This window comes from Coleofasciculus sp. LEGE 07092 (assembly GCF_015207375.1).
Lineage (GTDB): Bacteria > Cyanobacteriota > Cyanobacteriia > Cyanobacteriales > Coleofasciculaceae > LEGE-07092.
In genome coordinates this window covers 1-20,001 of sequence record NZ_JADEWY010000122.1, presented here as the reverse complement: position 1 = coordinate 20,001, position 20,001 = coordinate 1, and the positions used below count along the sequence as shown (strand labels likewise).

At 44.5% G+C, this 20,001-nt stretch carries 19 protein-coding genes; 14 read left to right on the top strand and 5 right to left on the bottom strand.

Features of this window, described 5'->3' with window-relative positions:
• Positions 1 to 116: 116 nt before the first annotated feature.
• The 5 genes from IQ257_RS23625 to IQ257_RS23605 all read left to right on the top strand — a co-directional run bounded on the left by IQ257_RS23625 (position 117) and on the right by IQ257_RS23605 (position 5,934).
• The gene (locus IQ257_RS23625; RefSeq protein ID WP_193877763.1) at positions 117 to 1,316 is read left to right on the top strand and encodes an LL-diaminopimelate aminotransferase; all 1,200 of its coding nucleotides are present in this window, start codon (positions 117 to 119) and stop codon (positions 1,314 to 1,316) included.
• Between the two features lie 440 nt (positions 1,317 to 1,756).
• On the top strand, positions 1,757 to 2,770 hold the full coding sequence (locus IQ257_RS23620) for an NF038130 family PEP-CTERM protein (RefSeq protein ID WP_193877761.1): 1,014 nt from the start codon (positions 1,757 to 1,759) through the stop codon (positions 2,768 to 2,770).
• A 318-nt stretch (positions 2,771 to 3,088) separates the two neighbouring features.
• On the top strand, positions 3,089 to 4,075 hold the full coding sequence (locus tag IQ257_RS23615; RefSeq protein WP_193877759.1) for an NF038130 family PEP-CTERM protein: 987 nt from the start codon (positions 3,089 to 3,091) through the stop codon (positions 4,073 to 4,075).
• Between the two features lie 213 nt (positions 4,076 to 4,288).
• Positions 4,289 to 5,116, top strand: a complete 828-nt coding sequence (dapB, locus tag IQ257_RS23610; protein ID WP_193877757.1) for a 4-hydroxy-tetrahydrodipicolinate reductase — start codon at positions 4,289 to 4,291, stop codon at positions 5,114 to 5,116.
• 113 nt (positions 5,117 to 5,229) lie between these two features.
• Positions 5,230 to 5,934 carry a phosphate ABC transporter permease gene (locus tag IQ257_RS23605; RefSeq protein ID WP_193877755.1) on the top strand — a complete coding sequence of 235 codons (705 nt, stop codon included), beginning with the start codon at positions 5,230 to 5,232 and terminating at the stop codon, positions 5,932 to 5,934.
• A 123-nt stretch (positions 5,935 to 6,057) separates the two neighbouring features.
• On the opposite strand, the gene IQ257_RS23600 is transcribed toward IQ257_RS23605, so the two are convergent.
• On the bottom strand, positions 6,058 to 6,624 hold the full coding sequence (locus IQ257_RS23600; protein ID WP_193877753.1) for a Uma2 family endonuclease: 567 nt from the start codon (positions 6,622 to 6,624) through the stop codon (positions 6,058 to 6,060).
• A gap of 198 nt (positions 6,625 to 6,822) precedes the next feature.
• The gene (locus tag IQ257_RS23595; RefSeq protein ID WP_193877751.1) at positions 6,823 to 7,452 is read right to left on the bottom strand and encodes a precorrin-8X methylmutase; all 630 of its coding nucleotides are present in this window, start codon (positions 7,450 to 7,452) and stop codon (positions 6,823 to 6,825) included.
• Positions 7,453 to 7,663: 211 nt separating this feature from the next.
• On the opposite strand from IQ257_RS23595, the gene IQ257_RS23590 reads away from it, so the two are divergent.
• From IQ257_RS23590 to IQ257_RS23575, 4 genes are all read left to right on the top strand, one after another.
• Positions 7,664 to 9,499: a protein kinase domain-containing protein gene (locus IQ257_RS23590; RefSeq protein ID WP_193877749.1), complete on the top strand. Its 1,836-nt coding sequence runs from the start codon at positions 7,664 to 7,666 to the stop codon at positions 9,497 to 9,499.
• 276 nt (positions 9,500 to 9,775) lie between these two features.
• Complete coding sequence (locus IQ257_RS23585; RefSeq protein ID WP_193877747.1) at positions 9,776 to 11,437, top strand: vWA domain-containing protein; 1,662 nt, start codon at positions 9,776 to 9,778, stop codon at positions 11,435 to 11,437.
• Positions 11,438 to 11,443: 6 nt separating this feature from the next.
• Entirely contained in the window at positions 11,444 to 12,742 is a 1,299-nt protein-coding gene (locus IQ257_RS23580; protein WP_193877745.1) for a serine/threonine-protein kinase, read from the top strand.
• A 217-nt stretch (positions 12,743 to 12,959) separates the two neighbouring features.
• Entirely contained in the window at positions 12,960 to 13,391 is a 432-nt protein-coding gene (locus IQ257_RS23575) for a hypothetical protein (protein WP_193877743.1), read from the top strand.
• Positions 13,392 to 13,643: 252 nt separating this feature from the next.
• On the opposite strand, the gene IQ257_RS23570 is transcribed toward IQ257_RS23575, so the two are convergent.
• Positions 13,644 to 13,793, bottom strand: coding sequence for a DUF3368 domain-containing protein (locus IQ257_RS23570; RefSeq protein WP_228060967.1), 150 nt, complete (start codon positions 13,791 to 13,793; stop codon positions 13,644 to 13,646).
• 23 nt (positions 13,794 to 13,816) lie between these two features.
• Positions 13,817 to 14,071 carry a UPF0175 family protein gene (locus tag IQ257_RS23565; protein WP_193877741.1) on the bottom strand — a complete coding sequence of 85 codons (255 nt, stop codon included), beginning with the start codon at positions 14,069 to 14,071 and terminating at the stop codon, positions 13,817 to 13,819.
• Between the two features lie 769 nt (positions 14,072 to 14,840).
• Here IQ257_RS23565 and bchL point away from each other — a divergent pair.
• From bchL to IQ257_RS23540, 5 genes are all read left to right on the top strand, one after another.
• Positions 14,841 to 15,707, top strand: a complete 867-nt coding sequence (bchL, locus tag IQ257_RS23560) for a ferredoxin:protochlorophyllide reductase (ATP-dependent) iron-sulfur ATP-binding protein (protein WP_193877739.1) — start codon at positions 14,841 to 14,843, stop codon at positions 15,705 to 15,707.
• A 165-nt stretch (positions 15,708 to 15,872) separates the two neighbouring features.
• Positions 15,873 to 17,276 carry a ferredoxin:protochlorophyllide reductase (ATP-dependent) subunit N gene (locus IQ257_RS23555; RefSeq protein ID WP_193877737.1) on the top strand — a complete coding sequence of 468 codons (1,404 nt, stop codon included), beginning with the start codon at positions 15,873 to 15,875 and terminating at the stop codon, positions 17,274 to 17,276.
• Between the two features lie 187 nt (positions 17,277 to 17,463).
• Entirely contained in the window at positions 17,464 to 17,898 is a 435-nt protein-coding gene (locus IQ257_RS23550; protein WP_228060966.1) for a hypothetical protein, read from the top strand.
• Between the two features lie 18 nt (positions 17,899 to 17,916).
• Positions 17,917 to 18,432 carry a hypothetical protein gene (locus IQ257_RS23545; protein WP_193877733.1) on the top strand — a complete coding sequence of 172 codons (516 nt, stop codon included), beginning with the start codon at positions 17,917 to 17,919 and terminating at the stop codon, positions 18,430 to 18,432.
• A gap of 49 nt (positions 18,433 to 18,481) precedes the next feature.
• Entirely contained in the window at positions 18,482 to 18,622 is a 141-nt protein-coding gene (locus tag IQ257_RS23540; protein WP_193877731.1) for a hypothetical protein, read from the top strand.
• 429 nt (positions 18,623 to 19,051) lie between these two features.
• On the opposite strand, the gene IQ257_RS23535 is transcribed toward IQ257_RS23540, so the two are convergent.
• Positions 19,052 to 19,609: a hypothetical protein gene (locus IQ257_RS23535; protein ID WP_193877729.1), complete on the bottom strand. Its 558-nt coding sequence runs from the start codon at positions 19,607 to 19,609 to the stop codon at positions 19,052 to 19,054.
• Between the last annotated feature and the right edge of the window lie 392 nt (positions 19,610 to 20,001).

The window sequence follows — 20,001 nt, the reverse complement described above, 5'->3', positions numbered from 1 at the left end:
GGGATGAGGGGGATGAGGGGGATAGGGAGAGGTTTTGAATCCTCCCATCATTAGTTATTATCCGCTTGGCAAATGACTAATGACTAATAACTAATGACCAATAACAAATGATTAAAATGCAATTTGCCCAGCGTTTAGAACCCCTGCAAGCCAATGTATTTGCAGATATGGATCAGGCGAAGGCTAGAGCTAGAGCCTCTGGTAAAGAAATTATTGACCTATCCTTGGGTTCTTCTGACTTACCCGCATCAAAGCACGTCATTGCTGCTATCGAAGCGTCTCTCCATGACCCTAGCACTCATGGTTACTTGCTCTTTCACGGTACTCAAGCTTTTCGTCAGGCAGTAGCGGAGTCGTACACCCAAAAATTTGGCATTCCCGTTGACCCGGAAACGGAGGTACAGCCCCTAATTGGCTCTCAAGAAGGTACAGCACATTTACCCTTGGCAATTCTCAACCCCGGAGATTTTGCCCTGCTGCTAGATCCGGGTTATCCGTCTCATCTGGGTGGTGTTTACCTCGCTGGCGGTCAAATCTATGCAATGCCCCTACTGGCAGAGAATAACTTTTTGCCAGTCTTTGGGGATATCCCGACACCTGTGCTTGCTCAAGCCCGGATGATGGTGTTGAGCTATCCTCACAATCCTACAACTGCGATCGCTCCCCTGTCATTTTTCCAAGAAGCTGTTGCGTTTTGCCGTCAGCACAACCTAGTTCTCGTTCACGATTTTCCCTACGCCGACCTAATCTTTCCCGAAGCGATAGAAAAAATCCCCACTCCCCATTCCATTGCTCCTTCCGTTTTACAAGCTGACCCAAATAAAGATATTTCAATTGAATTTTTTACCTTTTCTAAGTCTTACAATATGGGCGGTTTTAGGATTGGGTACGCCATCGGCAACGCTCAGTTGATTAAGGCATTGCGACAAATAAAAGCGATGGTTGATTTCAACCAATACCGAGGTATTTTAAACGGAGCAATTGCTGCATTACAAGGTTCTCAAGACGGTGTTAAAGGAATGGTTTCCACATTTCAAAAGCGGCGGGATGCTTTCGTGCAAGCTTTGAACCGCATCGGTTGGCAAGTTCCGGTTCCCTTAGCAACAATGTATGTTTGGGCAAAACTACCAGAACCCTGGCAAGACAATTCTGTACAATTCTGCATTCAGTTGGTTGAAGAGACGGGTGTGGCGGCATCACCAGGAGCAGGTTTTGGTAAAGCTGGTGAGGGATATGTCCGATTTGCCTTAGTACAGGAACCGGCGGTTTTAGAATTGGCAGTAGAACGTATTGCGGGATTTATTGGAAGCGTGTAGAACGCGGCTTAGTGGAAGTATCTTTTTAATACCAAGTAATATCAAATTTGGATAATTACACACAGTTGTAGAGACGTTATATGTAACGTTTTTACAAAATTTTTGTTTATTCTATAGTTAGGTAATTAATCGGATTCCATATAAAACCTATAGGAAGAAAAGATTATTTTGTCTTCCTGGAAAAGGATTAATACAAAAAAAAATGCCTTTCTCGTCAACTGTTTTATCCTTGGTAAGCTTGTTTAAATCTTCATGATTGCGGTACTAAATCGTTGCAAAAGCTTTACCTATTTAGGGATTGGAGCGTCTAGATTGGAAATCTAGATTGAAAAATCTCGGTTTTATCAGCCTAGGTATGTATCGAAATGTAACCGAGCTAATCAAATCTTAAACCTTAACTCCATAAAAAGTCAATTCGCTACAAATTAAGGACATCCCTCATGAACGGAACAATTCAGAAACTTTTGCTCGGTGCATCGATGGTTGCAGGTGTAAGTGCGATCGCTAGCAGCCCTGCTTTGGCTGGAACCCTTACAGGTGCTAGTGTTTCGGGAACAGCAGGAACCGACTACTATATCTATGAAAAAGTTGGTAATCAGACCGTCCGAAATGACTCAGCATCTTTGGCAACTGTGCTGCAAGGAAGTTGCACGGTAGTTGCAGGCGCGTGCAATCCCGCAGGTTCACCAGGGGGCAACGTAGAACTATTTGCCAATAGCGAGCAATCTCCTCTCTCACCGTCAAATCCTTTGCAAGCGGTTACTGCCTTTAAAAGTTTCTTGAACTACAACACAACCACAAGTTTGACTGGGCAAATTGGTGGCAAAGGCATCTCGTTAAGTAGTCTGACGGCAGTAGATTGGTTTGGGGCAACTAATATAACCCCTGTAACGACAGGTCTATCTCAACTACCTAACCCGATATTGAAACCCATTCTTTTTGCTCAACAACTTACCGCAGCCCTTGATCCACTTTATAACCCATCTAATTTAGCGACACAGTGGTTTAACACAGCTTTATCCACCTACAGTGTTCCTAGCAGTAAAGAACTTTTCAACACGTTTCTACTCGCTGGTGGATTTCAACGGTTTAGTGACCCCAACATCTCCTATGTCAATCAAGATGATACGACTGGTGAAATTAGAATTGGACTAGCGGGTCACTACGATGCATTAGCCTTGTTAGGATTCCCACCCATACCGGCTATTTCACCTATACAGGCTAGCGAAGTCGTCAAGGTTACTTATGATAATGGTACTCCTCAATACCTTTACAGCTTTACTGCCGCCAATTCTGGACTGACTGAACAAGGTGATGGACACTCTCACAACGGTAACTACGAAGTCACCCTTCCAGGCGATCCTCCCGCATCGGTTCCAGAACCCTCTGCCGTGTTAGGTTTAATGGCTATGGGTGGTTTAGTTGCTGCCAAGCGCAAGCTGAAAAAAGGTTAAGCTTTCCAACTCTAGCGGTCAAAACATTTTAGAGGGAGCCAGTTGGCTCCCTTTTTTTAGATCAATATCATTCTCAGGATAAATATCAAGTTTTGTAAAATTATTGTCAACTCAACTTCAGCAGTTAATCGAATTTTGGTTTACATATATTTATATAAATTGCCGCTTTATATGTATGACAATTAAAAGCGATCGCATTAATACATACTAGGGGGAATGTCCAGAACTTTACCGAAACTTCATCGAGTTTACTCAGAAATCTTCTTATAATCTTTACAGTTGTATGGCTCAAGGGTTAAACCTTACGGAGGTACTTAAATGAACGGAAAAATTCAGAAATTCCTGCTCGGTGCATCGGTTGTTGCAGGTGTAAGTGCGATCGCAACTACTCCAGCATTGGCTGCAAGCATCACGGGTGCAAGTATTACAGGAACTGCACCCAATGACTTTGAAGTTTGGGATGTTGATCCTAACATCACTTGTCCAGCAGAGGTTTGTCTAGGGTCTAAGGGTACAGATACATCCAACTTAATAGGTATTCTAGGCGGCACTGCCCCTAAACCTGGAGGAAATGTTGAGTTATTTAAAAGTAGTGAAACTCTAGCACTGCCAAATTTCTTGAGCTATGGCGAAGTCACAAGCCTAGATGTTGACTTTGATGACAATACAAGCGTCATCTTCAGCAGTCTGACGGCAAAAGATTTGTTCGGTGAAGGTCTAGAGACATCCTATACAGCAGATACTGTTGCCACAAAGTGGTTTGATGACGCCTTTGATGCAAACCTGGCGGCAAATAACATTGATGAAAAGTTTCTGTTCACTGGTTTGAGTTTCTTGACCGGGGGCAAGTTCAATGATCGCGAGGATCTCTACAACGCATTTCTAACGAATGGCGGATTTCAGCGAACTGTTGACCCCAATATTGCCTACGTCACTAAAAATGGAAACGAGGTCGGTTTTGGACTAGCCGGTCACACTAATTTGCTATTCTACGCTGACAAAGATCCAGCACTCAAGGCAGCGTTAGATAATCTACCGTTCGAGCTAACCTTGCGGGCTAGTGAACTCGTCAAAGTTTCTTACTCCGACCAAGAGGATATACTCTATTCTTTCAAGGGTTCACCCTCTAATGTGGCGTCTGCCGATAACTCGTTCAGTTTCACTTATGATGACCCGTTTGAAGTAAATGTGCCCCCAGGTGATCCCACAGATCCTCCAGCTTCAGTGCCAGAACCCTCTGCTATTCTGGGTCTGATGGCTGTGGGTGGTTTATTTGCGGCTCAACGTAAGCTGAAGAAATCTTAAGTTTTTCACTCTAGCGATCGCAATGCTGTTCAAGGAGCTTTCTAGCTCCTTTTTTATACGCAGCTATAAGCGAAAAGCGAATACCAGGTTGCGATCAAAAATCTAATTTAGAAATGTCCACTCCCTACTCCCCACTCCCTTTCTACTACTTACAGCTTAGAATGCAACTTGGTATAAAATTCCCTTGACGAGTCGCAACGATAGAGTGAAATTATGGCAAATGAATCTCCTATCCCAGTTGTTATCAACGGTGCTGCTGGCAAAATGGGTCGTGAGGTGGTTAAGGCAGTTAGTCAAGCTGACGATATGACCTTAATCGGTGCAATTGACCGGAACCCCCAGTACCTCGGTCAAGATGTCGGGGAAGTGGCTGGCGGCGAGCCAGTAGAAATTCCGATTTTAAATGACTTGCAAGCGACGCTGGTAATGGCGACTCAGGAAAAAGTGCAGGGGGTGATGGTTGATTTTACCCACCCTGACAGCGTTTATGAGAATGTCCGCACAGCGATCGCTTACGGAGTCAGACCCGTCATTGGCACTACTGGACTTAGTTCCGACCAAATTCAAGACCTTGCCGACTTTGCCGAAAAAGCCAGCACTGGCTGCTTAATTGTTCCCAATTTCTCTATTGGTATGGTATTGCTTCAGCAAGCCGCTGTGCAAGCTTCCCAATACTTCGATCACGTTGAAATTATCGAACTCCACCACAATCAAAAAGCCGACGCCCCCAGTGGTACTGCTATTAAAACCGCCCAAATGCTGTCAGGACTCGGCAAAACCTACAATCCGGCTATGGTAGAAGAAACAGAAAAATTAGCTGGAGCTAGGGGGAGTGTTGCAGATGATAACATTCGCATCCACAGCGTTCGCTTACCGGGTTTGATTGCCCACCAAGAAGTCATCTTCGGTGCTCCCGGTCAAATCTATACCCTACGGCACGACACCACAGACCGTTCCTGCTATATGCCTGGAGTTCTCCTAGCTATTCGCAAAGTGACCCAACTCAAATCTCTAGTCTACGGGTTAGAGAAAATCTTGTAAATCGTCAGGAGTCAGGAGTCATTGTTGGCAACGGATTTTGTAGCGGATGTAACGGATGATTGGTTGTTAGTTTGTAAAAAAAAGCAAATGATGGAGGACAAAAGACAAAACTTATGCTGATTCCAATCACCCGCCAGAAGTTTGAACAAATCATTCCTTTAATTGCCACTAGTCCCCAATACGCCTATTACTGGGGGAAATTTCCAGAGTTTTTGAAGCGACTTTTAATTTCTCTCGTGGCAGTAGTCGTCGTTTTATTGGTAGGACTCCTATTGGGTTCGGGGTTCAATCCATTACGCTTGCTACTTGGTATTGGTGCGGGGCTTTACTGGTTTTGGGGACCCGTATACTGGGCAAGTATGCGCAATATTAAGATACGTCGATACCAATATAGTGGCTTCTGGCGAGGTCGAGTGCTGGATGTATTCGTAACAGAAGAATTGACTGGAACTGAAGAAAATGTCAATAATCGCGGTGAGTTGGTCATTGTAGAAAATCGAGAACGACGCCTGAATGTGGAAGTAGGTGACGAGACAGGATTTACTACACTTCTACAAGTACCAATACGCCGTACTCACAAAGGAATTGTTCCAGGTCAAATGGCGGAGATGTTGGTTATGTCAAGCCAACCTGACTTGGGACGCATTGCCCAAACTAGCGATATTTATATTCCCCGGTTAAATATCTGGGTGAGTGACTATCCTTACTTACAGCGAGATATTTTTGCTCAAGTGAGTCGTCAGTTGAGGGACGCTGATGAAGAAGAAACCTATCCAGCAGCTCCCCGTATTGTCAAGACTAAGCGTCGCAGACGTTAATGAAATTAGCTTCTAGGGGATAACAGCCCTAATTCTACTCCTAGAGGTGGAATGGGATAATGATTCCGAGTCTTAGGCTCTATCTTTTGGTAAAAAAAATCGACCAAGTGATAAACGTCCAAGTTATCTCAACCTCAACCAGCCAAACAAATCCTCGACTGTTAACTGTAGTTCTACAACTAAGTCTGGAACGGTTAGCACATCTGTTGGTTCCTGCAAAAGTTCTGGTTGCTGCCTGGGTGGGTAAACTAGCACAGAGCGTTCATCTGGATCAATTAGCCAACCTAATCGGCTACCGTGTTTGAGACAGTGCAAGATATTCCCCGTCACTTTAGTCTGACTTTGGTCTGGGGAGAGAATTTCGATTGTCCAGTCTGGGTGAGCCTTGAATACATTGGCAACATCACCATCCTCATCAAGGGGAATTCTTTCCCAGGCAAACACCGTTACATCTGGCACAATTGACCGTCCACCAAAAGTACACCGCAATTCTGGAAAAGCTAGGGCAATTTTCTGAGTTTCAACGACCTCATTAATGGCAGTAACCAGCTTACCCTGCAACTTGCTGTGCTTCCCCTGCGGCATTGGTTTCTGAATAATTTGACCGTTGATATATTCACTTGCTGGCTTGGTTTCTGGACGTTTCTGAAACGCTTCCAGGGTTAGGGTTTTGGTGGGTGTTTGTACCATGGAAAGGGAGTAGGGAGTAGGGAGTAGATAAGAAAACTAAAGACGCACTTTCTTTAATAGAAATTGCTACCGTTTTACCTTTTATAGCAGTGGACACATATCTTAGGACAAACTCTGGTAGAGACGTTCCGGCGGAACGTCTCTACTAAATTCATATATGTTTTAACCGTCTTGGCAGTTGCTATACCTAAAAAACCGTTAGCTGACACCTGTGGTATCTTGTCCGTAAGCTTGCCAAGCCAAATCGACTAACCCATTAATAATGGCGGCTGCTACTACCGCAGAACCCTTACGACCTTCAATGCGAATGTGAGGAACTAAGGAGTCTTCTAAGCGAGATTTGGCGACATCCACCTCAACAAATCCCGAAGGTGTCCCAATCACTAATGCGGGTCTGATTTCTTCTGCCTCTATTAATTCTACCAACGCGGTTAGGGCGGTCTGAGCTTGACCTACGACAAAAATTCCCTCTGGATAGCGTCTTGCTAGGGTTTGAATTCCCCAAGCCGCTTTCGTTTTTTCTTTTTGAGGGCGTGTGATGGCTTCCATGCTGCAATACACGGGATTGGCAAAGGTATTTTGGATATGGGGAGCGATACCCACTTGTACCATCGGCGCATCGACCACAATGGTAGTACGAGCAGCTAATGCGGCGGCTCCAGCTTGTAAGGCACGTTCGGAAAAGCGAATCAGATGCTGATACTCAAAGTCAGCCGTCGCGTAAATGACTCGGCGCACAATCTCGTATTCGGCTGGGGAAAAGGTGTGAGGTCCGATTTCGCGGTCAATAATTGCCAGACTTTGAGCGTCCGTTGTATGCCATTCCATAAAATTATATCCACCCAAACGCGATTTGCTGACTGTCAGCCTTGATAGATGTCGTGCAACTACCCACTCTTTCTGCTGGATAGCTTACCAAAACCTTCAGTACCTAACTCTTTTACAAGAGACATTCGGAACTGATTCCGGAAAAATTGATACGTTGTCGAAAGAAGAAATTAATTATAGATGTAAAGGCAGTCTGGCGGGAAGAAGTTCGTTGAATACTAACGCACATAAGCTGAGGTTAGGAGATTTTCTCAATGGGCGTTACCGCATTGTTCGAGTTCTGAGCGCCGGAGTATTGAGACAGACCTTTATTGTCGAAGATAGTTGGCAATGTGATAATCCTCAATGTGTGGTTAAGCACCTCAAGCCGAATGGTATCAATTCTGAACAATGGAAAATTAGTAGGCGACTGTTTGAGCGGGAAGCAGAAATCCTTGACAGACTGAGCAATCATAGCCAAATTCCCCGACTTTTAGACAGTTTTCAAGATAAACGAGGGTTCTATTTTGTACAAGAGCTGATTGTCGGAACACTACTGAATGCAGAACTTTCCCTAATTTCTTACGGTAATACACGATGGACTGAGTCTCTGTGTGTTGAACTGCTGCAAGACGTTTTAAACATTCTAGATTTTATTCACTCTCAAGGGGTGATTCACGGAAATCTCAAGCCGAACAATTTGATTCGGCGTCGTTCAGATGGCAGGCTGGTTTTAATTGGTTTTAGTGCAGCTTGTCTAATTGATATCTTTGACTGGGGAAATGCTCATCAGAAATCCACAACGGTATCTCTTTTAGGAGAGATTCCGATAGAGCAGCTTTGTGGTTATCCCCGTCCCAACAGCGACTTGTATGCACTGGGTGCGATCGCTATTCAAGCACTCACCGGACTCAGCCTAGCACAATTATCCACAGACCCCCGTACTGGGAAGATTAGCTGGCAGCAGCACGCATCAGTCAGTGCAGCACTGGCATTTGTGCTGAATCATCTGGTGTTGCAAGATTATCAGAAACGCTATCAGTCTGCCAAGGATGCCCTAATTGTCCTGAAAACACTGATGATGAAGAGTGAGGAGCAAGACGTGAACAACGAGGAGTTACCAGAGGGGCTAGTATTAGAATCATCCATTGCCACAGCAGACGTTAAAGCCTTTCAGGGAAACTGGTTCAAGATACCTTCGCTGATGACGGGAATAGGAATCGGCGCGGCAGCTTGCAATACTGCAGCTATCTCCTTTGGACTTTATTCTCTGCTGAATGCGGCTCCTTCCAATCCCAGTCTCGACCGTTTGCAGAGAGCGAGAGTACAATACGAAGCGGGGAATTTTAAAGAAGCGATCGCTCTAGCCAAATCTATTCCTCGCGATAGTACTGTTTACCCGGAATCTGTTGCCACCATGGGACAGTGGCGGCGGGAATGGCATACGGCTGCTACTCAGTTCCAAGCCGCAGAACGTGCCTTTCATGAAAAACGGTGGCGAGATGTCCTCGAAGAAGCTCGTAAGGCTCCCAATGTCAGATTTTGGCAGCGTAAAATTGAGCCACTCGTAGAGCAAGCCCAACCCCACTTGGAAACAGAAGCTCAACAGTTATTAAAACAAGCTTACGAACACGCTGCACAGAAAGACTTTAGCAATGCCCTGGCTTTGCTAAAACAAATTCCTTCAGAAACGCTCACAGGTACTCAGATTCAACCTAAACTAGCGGAATATCAAGAAAAACAGCGAATTAAGGCGGAGTCTTTATTACAACGAGCCTACAATCGGGCGTCAGAACGAGACTTTAGGGGTGCTTTGAACTATCTCTCTCAAATTCCTTCCGAAACATCCACCTACGAGACGGCTCAGATTAAGATGGCGGAGTATTCCCAAAAACAGCATTATAAGGAAGAGGTTGAACGGGTTGTAGAATTGGCAAAAGCTGCTTCAGACTCCCAGGATAGGTCGTTTGAGCCTTTTACTACAGAACCTTTTATTCGTAGCAGCGATAGCGAGGATGAAACCTCAGAACTGAATCCAGGCAGTCAGCTTCAAGAAATTAATCCTTAATCGGCAGAGGGTAGAAGTCATTTGTTTTATTGGTTGAGTTAAATGGTAGAAAGCACGATAAAAGCTTTTGCATAAGTAGTGCAGCAGTAAGAGATAAGTCCATACAGGTAATGGCAAGAATGCTCAGGGATTGAGAAGCAGCGACGGATTGCCGACGTTACAGTTTTGGCAACCATGCCGTCTCGCAACAAATCCTGAGAGTAAAACTAAAGAGTTGCAGCCAAAGAACTTTACCCGTTGGACTTTTCCAGCAGGCTGCCTGTAAGGAGGGCAACTATGAATTCTATGCAAAAAGCGATCGCTATTTTAGGACTAGCTGTTGTATTGGGACAGCTCACCGTCGCTTGTGAAGCAGGGGATGGAGGATATATGATGTCTGAACCTCCCAATGAACAAACTGAAACAAGTGCCGTACCTGGTGAAGCTTCTCCCCAAGCGGCTAAATTAGCACCGACGGCACAACAATCCCCAGGTTCAGATACTCTTAATCGTCAAGTTCCAGAAGAATCTAACCGCGAAACCTACAGCACCATCCAGGAAAATCCTTTTCTGAGTGCTAGCGCTAATCCTCTCTCCACCTTTTCCATTGATGTTGATGCTGCATCCTACAGCAACATTCGACGCTTTATCAATGGAGGTCAACTCCCACCTAAAGATGCGGTGCGGATTGAAGAGTTGATCAACTATTTTACCTACGACTATCCCCAACCTACAAGCGATCGCCCTTTTTCTGTCACTACAGAAGTTGCCGAAGCGCCTTGGAATCCTCAGCATAAATTAGTTCACGTTGGTTTGCAGGGAAAAACCATTGCCACTGAAAATTTACCCCCCAGTAATTTGGTATTTTTATTAGATGTTTCCGCTTCCATGGCTGAACCTAACAAACTCCCCTTACTTAAAGAAGCATTTCGGTTACTAGTTGACCAATTGCGAGAAAATGACCGTGTGAGTATAGTTGTTTATGCTGGATCAGCCGGCACGGTTTTACCCCCAACACCGGGGAATCAAAAAGATAAGATATTAGCAGCTCTTGATAAGTTAGAGGCAGGGGGTTCTACCGCTGGGGGTGAGGGTATTCAACTGGCATATAAACTGGCTCAAGATAATTTTATCAAATCTGGTAATAACCGTATCATTCTGGCAACAGATGGGGATTTTAATATAGGAGTTTCCAGTGATGCAGAATTGGTGCGGCTGATTGAACAGAAGCGAGATCAGGGAGTTTTCCTTACGGTTCTGGGATTTGGACAGGGTAATCTCCAAGATGCCAAGATGGAAAAAATTGCGGATAAAGGAAATGGTAATTACGCTTACATTGATAATATCCTAGAGGCAAAGAAAGTCTTGGTGACAGAGATGGGAGGGACGTTACTCACCATCGCCAAGGATGTGAAACTGCAAGTAGTCTTTAATTCGGAAAAAGTTCAAGGCTATCGTTTAATCGGGTATGAGAATCGACAGTTGCGGAATGAAGACTTCAAGGATGACAAAAAAGATGCCGGAGAGTTAGGTTCTGGACATTCGGTAACGGCACTTTACGAAATTATTCCCGTTGGTGTTAATAGTGATGTCACACTATCAGATGTTGATCCCTCGAATTCTCAACAGAAGACTGGAGAACCTGTAGCCTTTACGAGTAATGAGTTGATGCAAGTAAAATTGCGTTATAAGCAACCGGATGAAAATACCTCTCAACTCCTCACCTCTCCCGTTGTCGATCAGGAGTTAAAATTGGCACAGGCATCGAATAACTATAAGTTTTCAGCCGCCGTTGCCGAATTTGGCATGGTGTTGAGAGATTCTCAGTATAAGGGAAATGGAAACTTTGATGAGGTGTTGCAGCTAGCTAATCAATCTCAAGGTGAGGATTTAGATGGATACCGTGCTGAGTTTATTCGGTTGGTGAAGCGTGCTAAATCGTTATTAACTGAGGAATAATGAACTATGAATCCTATTACCAAAAACTCGAATAGCAGCTTTCCTGAGTTTTCCTATCCTGATTATCACATTGAGCGGGAACTTGGACACAATCGCAGTGGGGGACGGGTGACTTACTTAGCAACCAGTACCCAAACTGAGCAACCTGTTGTCATTAAACAGTTCCAATTTGCTAAAGTGGGAGCGAGTTGGTCAGATTACGATGCCCACGATCGGGAAATTGCCTTATTGCAACAGCTCAATTCTCCCAGTATTCCCCAGTACTTGGATGCCTTTGAAACTGCCGATGGGTTTTGTTTGGTGCAGGAGTACAAACCAGCCCCCTCTCTGGCTGTACCGCAACTGTTTACGCCTCAAGATATCAAAGAAATTGCGATCGCACTCTTAGAGGTTTTGGTTTACCTGCAACAGCAAGTTCCGCCTATTATTCATCGGGATATTAAACCAGAGAATATATTAGTTGAGCGTTTCCCCCAGATTAAGGTTTATTTAGTAGATTTTGGGTTAGCCCGGATGGGTGGTGAGGAACTCGCCGCTAGTAGTACGGTTAAGGGGACGTTGGGGTTTATGCCTCCCGAACAGTTATTTAATCGTCAGTTAACAGAAGCCTCTGACTTGTACAGTTTAGGTGCAACGCTGATTTGCTTGCTGACTCAGACGAAATCAACTGAAATTGGCAATCTCATTGATGAGACGTATCGGATTAATTTTAGAACTCTAGTTCCCCATCTGAGTTCGGAGTTTATTAACTGGCTGGAAAAGATGATGGCACCCAGTCTGAAACATCGCTTTCCTAATGCTGCTGCTGCCTTAGAAGCACTTCTGCCGATTGAGATTATTGGTGAAGCTAAAACCAAGAGTAGCACTGAGGTAGCGGAAAAAATCAATGCTTTAGCTACTAAACTGGTGCTGCTCAAACTCAGCTTTGTGACTATGTTAACCGTTGGTGCGATCGCAGCGTATCGGACGGCAGAACCTGTAGGACAGATCAGAAACTCAGTTGAACAATTGCGCTTAACGGGTGAATGTTCCAAGTGTGACTTGAGGGGTGCTGACTTGAGGGGATTGAATCTCAGAACCGTTGACTTAAGCCATGCTAATTTAACGGGTGCTGACCTCCGGGGTACAGACCTCAGAAGTTCTTCGTTGGAGAATGCTGACCTGACTCATGCTAATCTCATCGCTACTGACCTCCGGGGTGCTTATCTGAAGAATGCCAACCTCAGCGCGGCGAAGCTTTCGGGGGCTAATCTGGAAAGTGCTGACCTGAGGGGTGCGACTATACCTGATAATTTTCGGCGGTAGAATTGACAAAACTAAAGAGTAAGTAAACTATGACTGCTAGAGAAATACTGATTCAGGAAATTAGATAGTTTATGAGTGCGATCGCGTAAAGTTAAGAGAGGCGATCGCATCGGGTGTATGTCAGTTTTTTAAATTTTGCCCAAAATCTTCTTGTCGGTTGGGTTTCGATTACTCTTAATAGTTGAGAGAAATGATAAAAAATTTACTAAAAACCATCATGAAACTTAGACTAATCGCATTGGCAACTGTTTGCACTTTACCACTTTCTTTATCTCTATCGTTTGCAGCAGAAGCCGATGAACCGAACCAACCGTGTCAAGCTTATTTAGATACCAGCAATGGAACTGACGCAGAGGAGAACAACTGTCCGATAACCGTGGGTAAGTTTTCAATTCGGGGAACCTTTTCTAACTCGAATTGGCAGGCTTCTTTTTGGGCATGGGAACCAGCTTCTTACATCCTCTACGTTAAAAACCAGCAAGATGGTAATACGATTAACCTAACAGGTTTTAATGTCATAGGTACGACAAGCCGACCACAATACCAATTCACCGATTCAGATCGGGGTCTTACCTATGTTGTAACTTTCCGATATTCAGATACCAAATCATGGGGAGGTGATGCTTATGCTGATGACAAAGACGATTAACCTGGCTAAATCTGTTGTTCCAGTTGTAACGTTCGTCAGTTGGATTGCTTATCTGGGTTACGTTATTTGGCTGTGGCTCCAGGGTAAGGGGTTGAAAATTCACAACTGAATAGCAGGTAGCGCAAGGAAAGAGACGACACTCGCTTCAGTTAAATTCCTATCTAGTAAGCATTTAGTCCTCTTAAGAGGACTTTCGCTATGAGACAGGGGTTTAAACCCCTGGCGGATTGGTGCTTATGCTTATCTCTCCTACTACATAAGAATTTGTGCCAGCAAATCAGGTGCAATCCGAAATCCTGCTTTGCTAGTCAGGTCATCAATTACAGGTTGCAACGATTCAAGTTCACCTATTTGTTTAGCACGTAGCAGAACTCCCAAAATACCTGTTACTTTTAATCCCAAAGATTTAGCGATTTTTCTGCCTATTACTCACTACTGGCATAAGTCAAGTCATCATCTAATTCTTCAGAACCGTAATGCCGCACTACTCCGCGACGAGAAAGTAATTGTCCAAATTCATATTTATCCATTCCAGCAAGTTCTCGCGCCTTGCCAAAGCTAAGAAAGTTTTGTGCATAGAGAGCAATTGCTAATTCCTGAAGCAATTCTTGTTCAATACGCTGTTCTGGTAAAGGAATCGCTTGCAAAATGGAATCAGAGATTGAAATCTGTAGTCCCATCTTCATTGAAAGTAGGTTAACAGTTTGTCGGCTACTATTATGATAGACTTGCCCGTCCACTGTCAGTCGCACCAGCACAGGCTAACACTGCGTCGAAGCGAAGACGAATGTCCCCTCTAGTGTTTTTAGAGCTGTCTGCCACAGCTTGACTCCACCGCGCATGCAACTTAGGGTGATCACCCCTCACTCATTTCTAAGGACACTAAAACTCAGATAGTGCAGTCACTTCTGCAAAAATTAACTTTAATTTACAAAAATCCCCACTGTCTTAGCAAAACCTGCGATCGCACTCTCAACCAACCCTCAGACTTGCCAGATATATCTGAGTGCAAATGCTCACGCTGAAGGATAGCGATCGCTTGAAACCCTCTCCTTCAAAGCAATTCGCCGCTCAAGATCGGGTTCAATGTGGCTCGTAAAACCCTGCCAGTCGCTGCGGGTTCTGGATGGGTTATCGGTTTTTTTGTTTTTTGTTCATATTTATATAAATAAATTACACAAAAATTTATAAAGTTACTTTAGAGCGCATAAAACTAGAATTGAGCGATTCGCAATCGATTATTAAATTTATGAGCCTGATTAATCTTTATTAGTCCCCCTTCCATCTGAAACACCCCTTTCTTTTCCCTGAGAGTTGGTCAATAATGCAATCAAGGAACCCATGGAAGCAATCAAGGGATGGCTTGAGAGCCAATACCTAGTTGCAACCCTTTAATAGCAGCAACGACAACATCCCAGTTTTGAACCCAACGATAGGAGACAACGAAGCGTGAAACTCTCAGTTTACGGAAAAGGCGGTATCGGCAAATCCACTACAAGCTGCAATATCTCAGTCGCTTTGGCACGACGCGGTAAGAAAGTCCTGCAAATTGGCTGCGATCCTAAGCACGACAGCACCTTTACCCTCACTGGTTTTCTGATTCCCACGATTATCGACACGCTTCAGGAAAAAGATTTCCATTACGAAGATATCTGGCCAGAAGATGTCATCTACAAAGGTTATGGCGGTGTTGATTGCGTAGAAGCAGGTGGACCTCCAGCAGGTGCAGGTTGCGGTGGGTATGTCGTCGGCGAGACGGTAAAGCTACTCAAAGAACTCAATGCCTTTGACGAATACGATGTAATTCTGTTTGACGTTCTCGGTGACGTGGTTTGTGGTGGTTTTGCTGCGCCTCTAAACTATTCCGACTACTGCATGATTGTCACCGATAACGGCTTCGATGCCTTGTTTGCCGCTAACCGGATTGCTGCGTCCGTGCGTGAGAAAGCGCGTACCCATCCCCTGCGTTTGGGAGGACTCATTGGCAACCGCACCTCTAAGCGTGACCTAATCGACAAGTACATTGAAGCAGTACCCATGCCAGTGTTGGAAATTCTGCCTCTGATTGAAGATATTCGCGTTTCCCGCGTGAAGGGCAAAACCCTATTTGAAATGGCAGAAACTGACCCTTCTCTCAACTATGTCTGCGACTACTACCTGAATATCGCTGACCAGATTCTGTCTCAGCCTGAGGGTGTTGTACCGAGTGACACGCCTGACCGGGAGTTGTTCGCCTTGCTGTCTGACTTCTACCTGAATCCCCAGCAACCGAAGGTGAAGTCTGAGGAAGAAGAACTTGATTTGATGATGGTTTAATTGGTCATTTGTCATTGGTTATTGGCATTGGGGCGGGTTTAGGGTATTGATCGCTGATTACCTGGATTTCAAGTAAAACCCGCCCCTACACAAGCAATTAGCAATTAGCAAATTTAAACATCCTGTAGAGACTTCCTTAGAGAAACGAAGAGAGGAGAATTTTTCATGACTGTTGCTCAAACCCCACAACCCCTAGAGTTTGAATGCGAAACTGGGAATTACCATACATTTTGTCCAATTAGCTGCGTTGCATGGCTCTATCAAAAGATTGAAGATAGCTTCTTCTTAGTGATTGGTACGAAAACCTGTGGCTATTTCCTGCAAAACGCTATGGGGGTAATGATTTTCGCAGAACCCCGCTATGCCATGGCAGAGTTGGAAGAAGCGGATATTTCGGCTCAATTAAATGATTACGAAGAATTGAAGCGGTTGTGTTTGCAGATTAAACGCGATCGCAACCCTAGTGTAATTGTCTGGATTGGCACTTGCACCACGGAAATCATCAAGATGGATTTGGAAGGCTTGGCTCCCAAGTTAGAATCTGAAATTGGGATTCCCATCGTTACTGCCCGTGCCAATGGTTTGGACTATGCGTTCACCCAGGGTGAAGATACTGTCCTAGCGGCGATGGCGCACAAGTGTCCCAAGGAAGCGCCGAAACTGGAAGCGGATAAAGAAGAACGGAATGCAATTTCTAAACTCCTCAATTTCGGACGCAAGAAAGAAGACGTAGCGGCTGAAGAGTCGGAGTATGTGGATCACACACCCCTAGTATTATTTGGCTCTTTGCCCGACCCCGTTGTCACGAATTTGACCCTAGAACTGAAAAAGCAAGGGATTAAGGTTTCCGGTTGGTTGCCCGCGAAGCGATATACTGAACTCCCAGTGCTCGAAGAAGGGTATTATGTCGCGGGTGTCAACCCCTTCCTCTCGCGGACAGCAACCACCTTAATGCGTCGCCGCAAGTGCAAACTCATTGGCGCACCCTTCCCCATTGGACCCGATGGTACTCGTGCTTGGATTGAGAAGATTTCCTCGGTATTCGGGATTGAACCGAAAGGTTTAGACGAACGGGAAGCGAAAATTTGGGAAAGCTTGGAAGATTACATCAAGCTAATTCGCGGCAAGTCTGTCTTCTTCATGGGGGATAACTTATTAGAAATCTCCCTAGCACGTTTCCTGATTCGCTGCGGTATGACTTGTCCAGAAATTGGTATTCCTTATATGGACAAGCGCTATCAAGCGGCTGAGTTGGCATTGTTAGAGAAGACGTGCCAAGAAATGGGAATACCGAATCCGAAGATTATCGAGAAACCGGATAATTACAATCAACTTCAGCGGATTCATGAGTTGAAGCCGGATTTAGTAATTACGGGTATGGCACACGCGAATCCATTGGAAGCACGGGGAATTAATACCAAATGGTCTGTTGAGTTTACCTTTGCTCAAATTCACGGCTTTACCAATGCGCGGGATATTCTGGAATTGGCAACTCGTCCGCTGCGTCGGAATAGTAGTTTGAAGGATTTGGGTTGGGATAAGTTGGTGAAGGAAGAAGCGAAGGTTTGACCTCTCCCCCTACCCCTCTCCTGCGAGGAGAGGGGAGTAAGATGAAGACTATTAGGTGAAAGAGCGATCGTTAGGAAAGTGCGATCGCTCTTTTTTTTGTGTAGTTGTAGAGGGCAGATTTTACCTAGACTCACTCTTGCCTAAAAACACCCGACTGCCCTAGAGTGGAACACTGACTATCATTGAGTTGGTAAAATTAGTGATTAATGAGGGGGCAGATAGCCAACCCCAAGAGCCTACAGAAGACATCAACGCAGTCAAACGAGTCACTGTACCTACAACACTCTACGCCTTTGCCAATAGGCAAAGCCCCCGCCCACCGCGCCAAAATAAAGATATTGCCGTTGAAAATGATTGTGTAAAACCGACAAACCCACTGACAGGAGCATCTACCTTTGGTGATGTTCAATACGCACCACTCATAGGACACTACTACCGACTTAATCAGGATACAGAATTACCTGAAGGTCTTGATGTGGTCGCTGATGGTAAAGATGTTGGTGGTACTCACTCGCCAACCCATCATACGATCTACCCAAGTCGAGAAATGCCATTTACAGAATTTGTTGAAAAGTTTCTTAACAGTGGATGGGTTTACGCTGGTAAGAAGGAAATAAGATAGGGATAAAACTTAAAAGCCATGTTTCAAGAGCAACCTACAGGAAACGATACCGAACTTTGGCACAAAGTGTTTGAAAAACAAATTGCTTATATTCAAGCTCGTCAAGACTTCCTCAATAATTGTCCTGACAGAGTAGGACTAATCAAGAAAGCCCTACACAATCCCAGTGAAAGAGGTACAGCACTAAGACTCATAAAGTCTCTAAACCTAGAAGAACGGCAGGGTTTGTTTGACGATTTAGTTGATTTAGCTAGTGTCTCCCACTCAGATATTGAGCTTTGTAGAAAAGTAATTCTTTCGCTTCCTAAAAAGTGGCTTTTGGCAAATATCGAAAATAGCGCTGAACCGCTGCTCCAAGATGGGACAGACGAAGAGTATAGGCGATTGTTAGAGTTATATATTGATATTGACAGAAAACTTGCTCAAAGGCTTGCCCAGAGAGCAGTGCAGCATGAGGATCTAGATATTCGTGAAGTTGGTGAAGATTTCCAGAACTATCTCGAAAATGGGTATCGCACTTTATCAGCTCTTTAAGGTGCGATCGCTATTTAACAACTACAAGATACAGAACAGAGAGAGGAAGATGAGCGTTGTAATTCCCGATGAAATCGTCAAAGCCAGTGGAATGTCAGCAGAAGACTTAATGCTAGAGTTAGTAATTCTGCCGCTAAATGGCAGCGAACCCGTCAATGTTCTTCCGCTGAAGAAGGTTGGTTTATTTTAACTAATTTACCCGCTTTCAAGGACAGAAACTTAAACACATGGGTGTACAAAAATATATCGCTAGAGTTAAAGAACCATTACGCTCAACAAGAAGACATAGCAGTTTTTATGTTGGTTTATATAGTCACACTTGGATCAGTTTCTGGGATGATTGTTGGGGTATTGTTCAGGATTTAATGAGACTTAATCGCAATAAGCTAGAGTATTATTTAAGAGGTATGAGGGCTATGGAGCTTATTCTATCAATGTTTTAGCTTTCATGTCGCCCCCTCAGGTTTGATAAGTTTAATATTGAGTTTAGGCAAGCTGACGAGCAAATTATTTTCACCTGGCGGGAACATTGAAAGATACCTTTAAAGCTTCCTACTCTAAAATTTTGCTACCTCAACTAACTACTACCCCAAAATCCAATAACATTTTGGGCAGATAATCATCTTGAACGTACCCAATGACCATCGGTTGTACGTAACTTGGCATCATTCCGAAATTTCTCACGAAAGCCTCGTTCTTGGTTAGTTTCTGAGCTGCTTACTTCCAGGTTATCACCATTGAAACTCTGAATAGCTGTTAAGAAGACGGAATTGTCCAGAATAGATTCTGGCCAGAGAACATAGGGAATACCCGTTTGGGAATGGGTTTTTTCCACTGCGCCAAAAGCGAGTCCCCGTCGAGTAGCAATCCAACCTTTCTCCTGTTTACTCAGCAATCCTAACTCGGCTAGAATACGGTTAATGTTGTTGCGGTGAATGTTGTGATTGTGCAGAGCGATTTTATCGCTGATTTTTGTGGCGGATAAGAGTCCAGAAGTAGAGGATGGCTGAGGTTGTGGTTTAGGTCGAGGTTTAGCGTTATTGGCTTTCCAGCAATCGTAGCAGAATTTGTAACCGGGTTTTGAGACAGGTTTATTGCATCTTGGTGCAGTGCAAGTTTCCATGGATAATGCCTTGGCTACAGCAGCGAGTTTCAGCAGCGATCGCTCTAAGCTCATTTTAAAGGACAGAATTAGATTGTTTTAAATTCTAACATCTTTAGTCTGTCTATCCCCAAACATCAATAACTTTCTTTAGCTATTTCTAGCCGATAATTCTAGGATGCTGCGCGATCGCTAAGAGACTAAAAAATATCCGGCTACCTCCTGTGGGGTGGGAATCTTGCCTGCCACTTTTACAGAGCAGCATACCGTGCGGCGACAGCCTCACAAGAAAGATTATTGTCTGACTATGCCAAAATTGAGTTGGAAATGGGGAGTATGCACTCCATCCCCAATTCCCAATACCCAATCCCTTTACCAGTATCTATCGGCTTCCGGCTCAGGGATGGGTTGTTGAAGTGATAGGCGTTACTAACGCGCTCCTCGATTTGAGAGCATGTGGTTCTGGT

Bases quoted from the DNA above. Each gene is read 5' to 3' on its own strand.
- IQ257_RS23540 (WP_193877731.1), top strand. From the start codon at position 18,482: ATGAGCGTTGTAATTCCCGATGAAATCGTCAAAGCCAGTGGAATGTCA.
- IQ257_RS23620 (WP_193877761.1), top strand. From the start codon at position 1,757: ATGAACGGAACAATTCAGAAACTTTTGCTCGGTGCATCGATGGTTGCA.
- IQ257_RS23545 (WP_193877733.1), top strand. From the start codon at position 17,917: ATGTTTCAAGAGCAACCTACAGGAAACGATACCGAACTTTGGCACAAA.
- IQ257_RS23565 (WP_193877741.1), bottom strand. From the start codon at position 14,071: ATGGGACTACAGATTTCAATCTCTGATTCCATTTTGCAAGCGATTCCT.
- IQ257_RS23615 (WP_193877759.1), top strand. From the start codon at position 3,089: ATGAACGGAAAAATTCAGAAATTCCTGCTCGGTGCATCGGTTGTTGCA.
- IQ257_RS23535 (WP_193877729.1), bottom strand. From the start codon at position 19,609: ATGAGCTTAGAGCGATCGCTGCTGAAACTCGCTGCTGTAGCCAAGGCA.
- IQ257_RS23575 (WP_193877743.1), top strand. From the start codon at position 12,960: ATGAAACTTAGACTAATCGCATTGGCAACTGTTTGCACTTTACCACTT.
- IQ257_RS23625 (WP_193877763.1), top strand. From the start codon at position 117: ATGCAATTTGCCCAGCGTTTAGAACCCCTGCAAGCCAATGTATTTGCA.
- IQ257_RS23555 (WP_193877737.1), top strand. From the start codon at position 15,873: ATGACTGTTGCTCAAACCCCACAACCCCTAGAGTTTGAATGCGAAACT.
- dapB (WP_193877757.1), top strand. From the start codon at position 4,289: ATGGCAAATGAATCTCCTATCCCAGTTGTTATCAACGGTGCTGCTGGC.
- IQ257_RS23595 (WP_193877751.1), bottom strand. From the start codon at position 7,452: ATGGAATGGCATACAACGGACGCTCAAAGTCTGGCAATTATTGACCGC.
- IQ257_RS23600 (WP_193877753.1), bottom strand. From the start codon at position 6,624: ATGGTACAAACACCCACCAAAACCCTAACCCTGGAAGCGTTTCAGAAA.
- IQ257_RS23580 (WP_193877745.1), top strand. From the start codon at position 11,444: ATGAATCCTATTACCAAAAACTCGAATAGCAGCTTTCCTGAGTTTTCC.
- IQ257_RS23585 (WP_193877747.1), top strand. From the start codon at position 9,776: ATGAATTCTATGCAAAAAGCGATCGCTATTTTAGGACTAGCTGTTGTA.
- IQ257_RS23605 (WP_193877755.1), top strand. From the start codon at position 5,230: ATGCTGATTCCAATCACCCGCCAGAAGTTTGAACAAATCATTCCTTTA.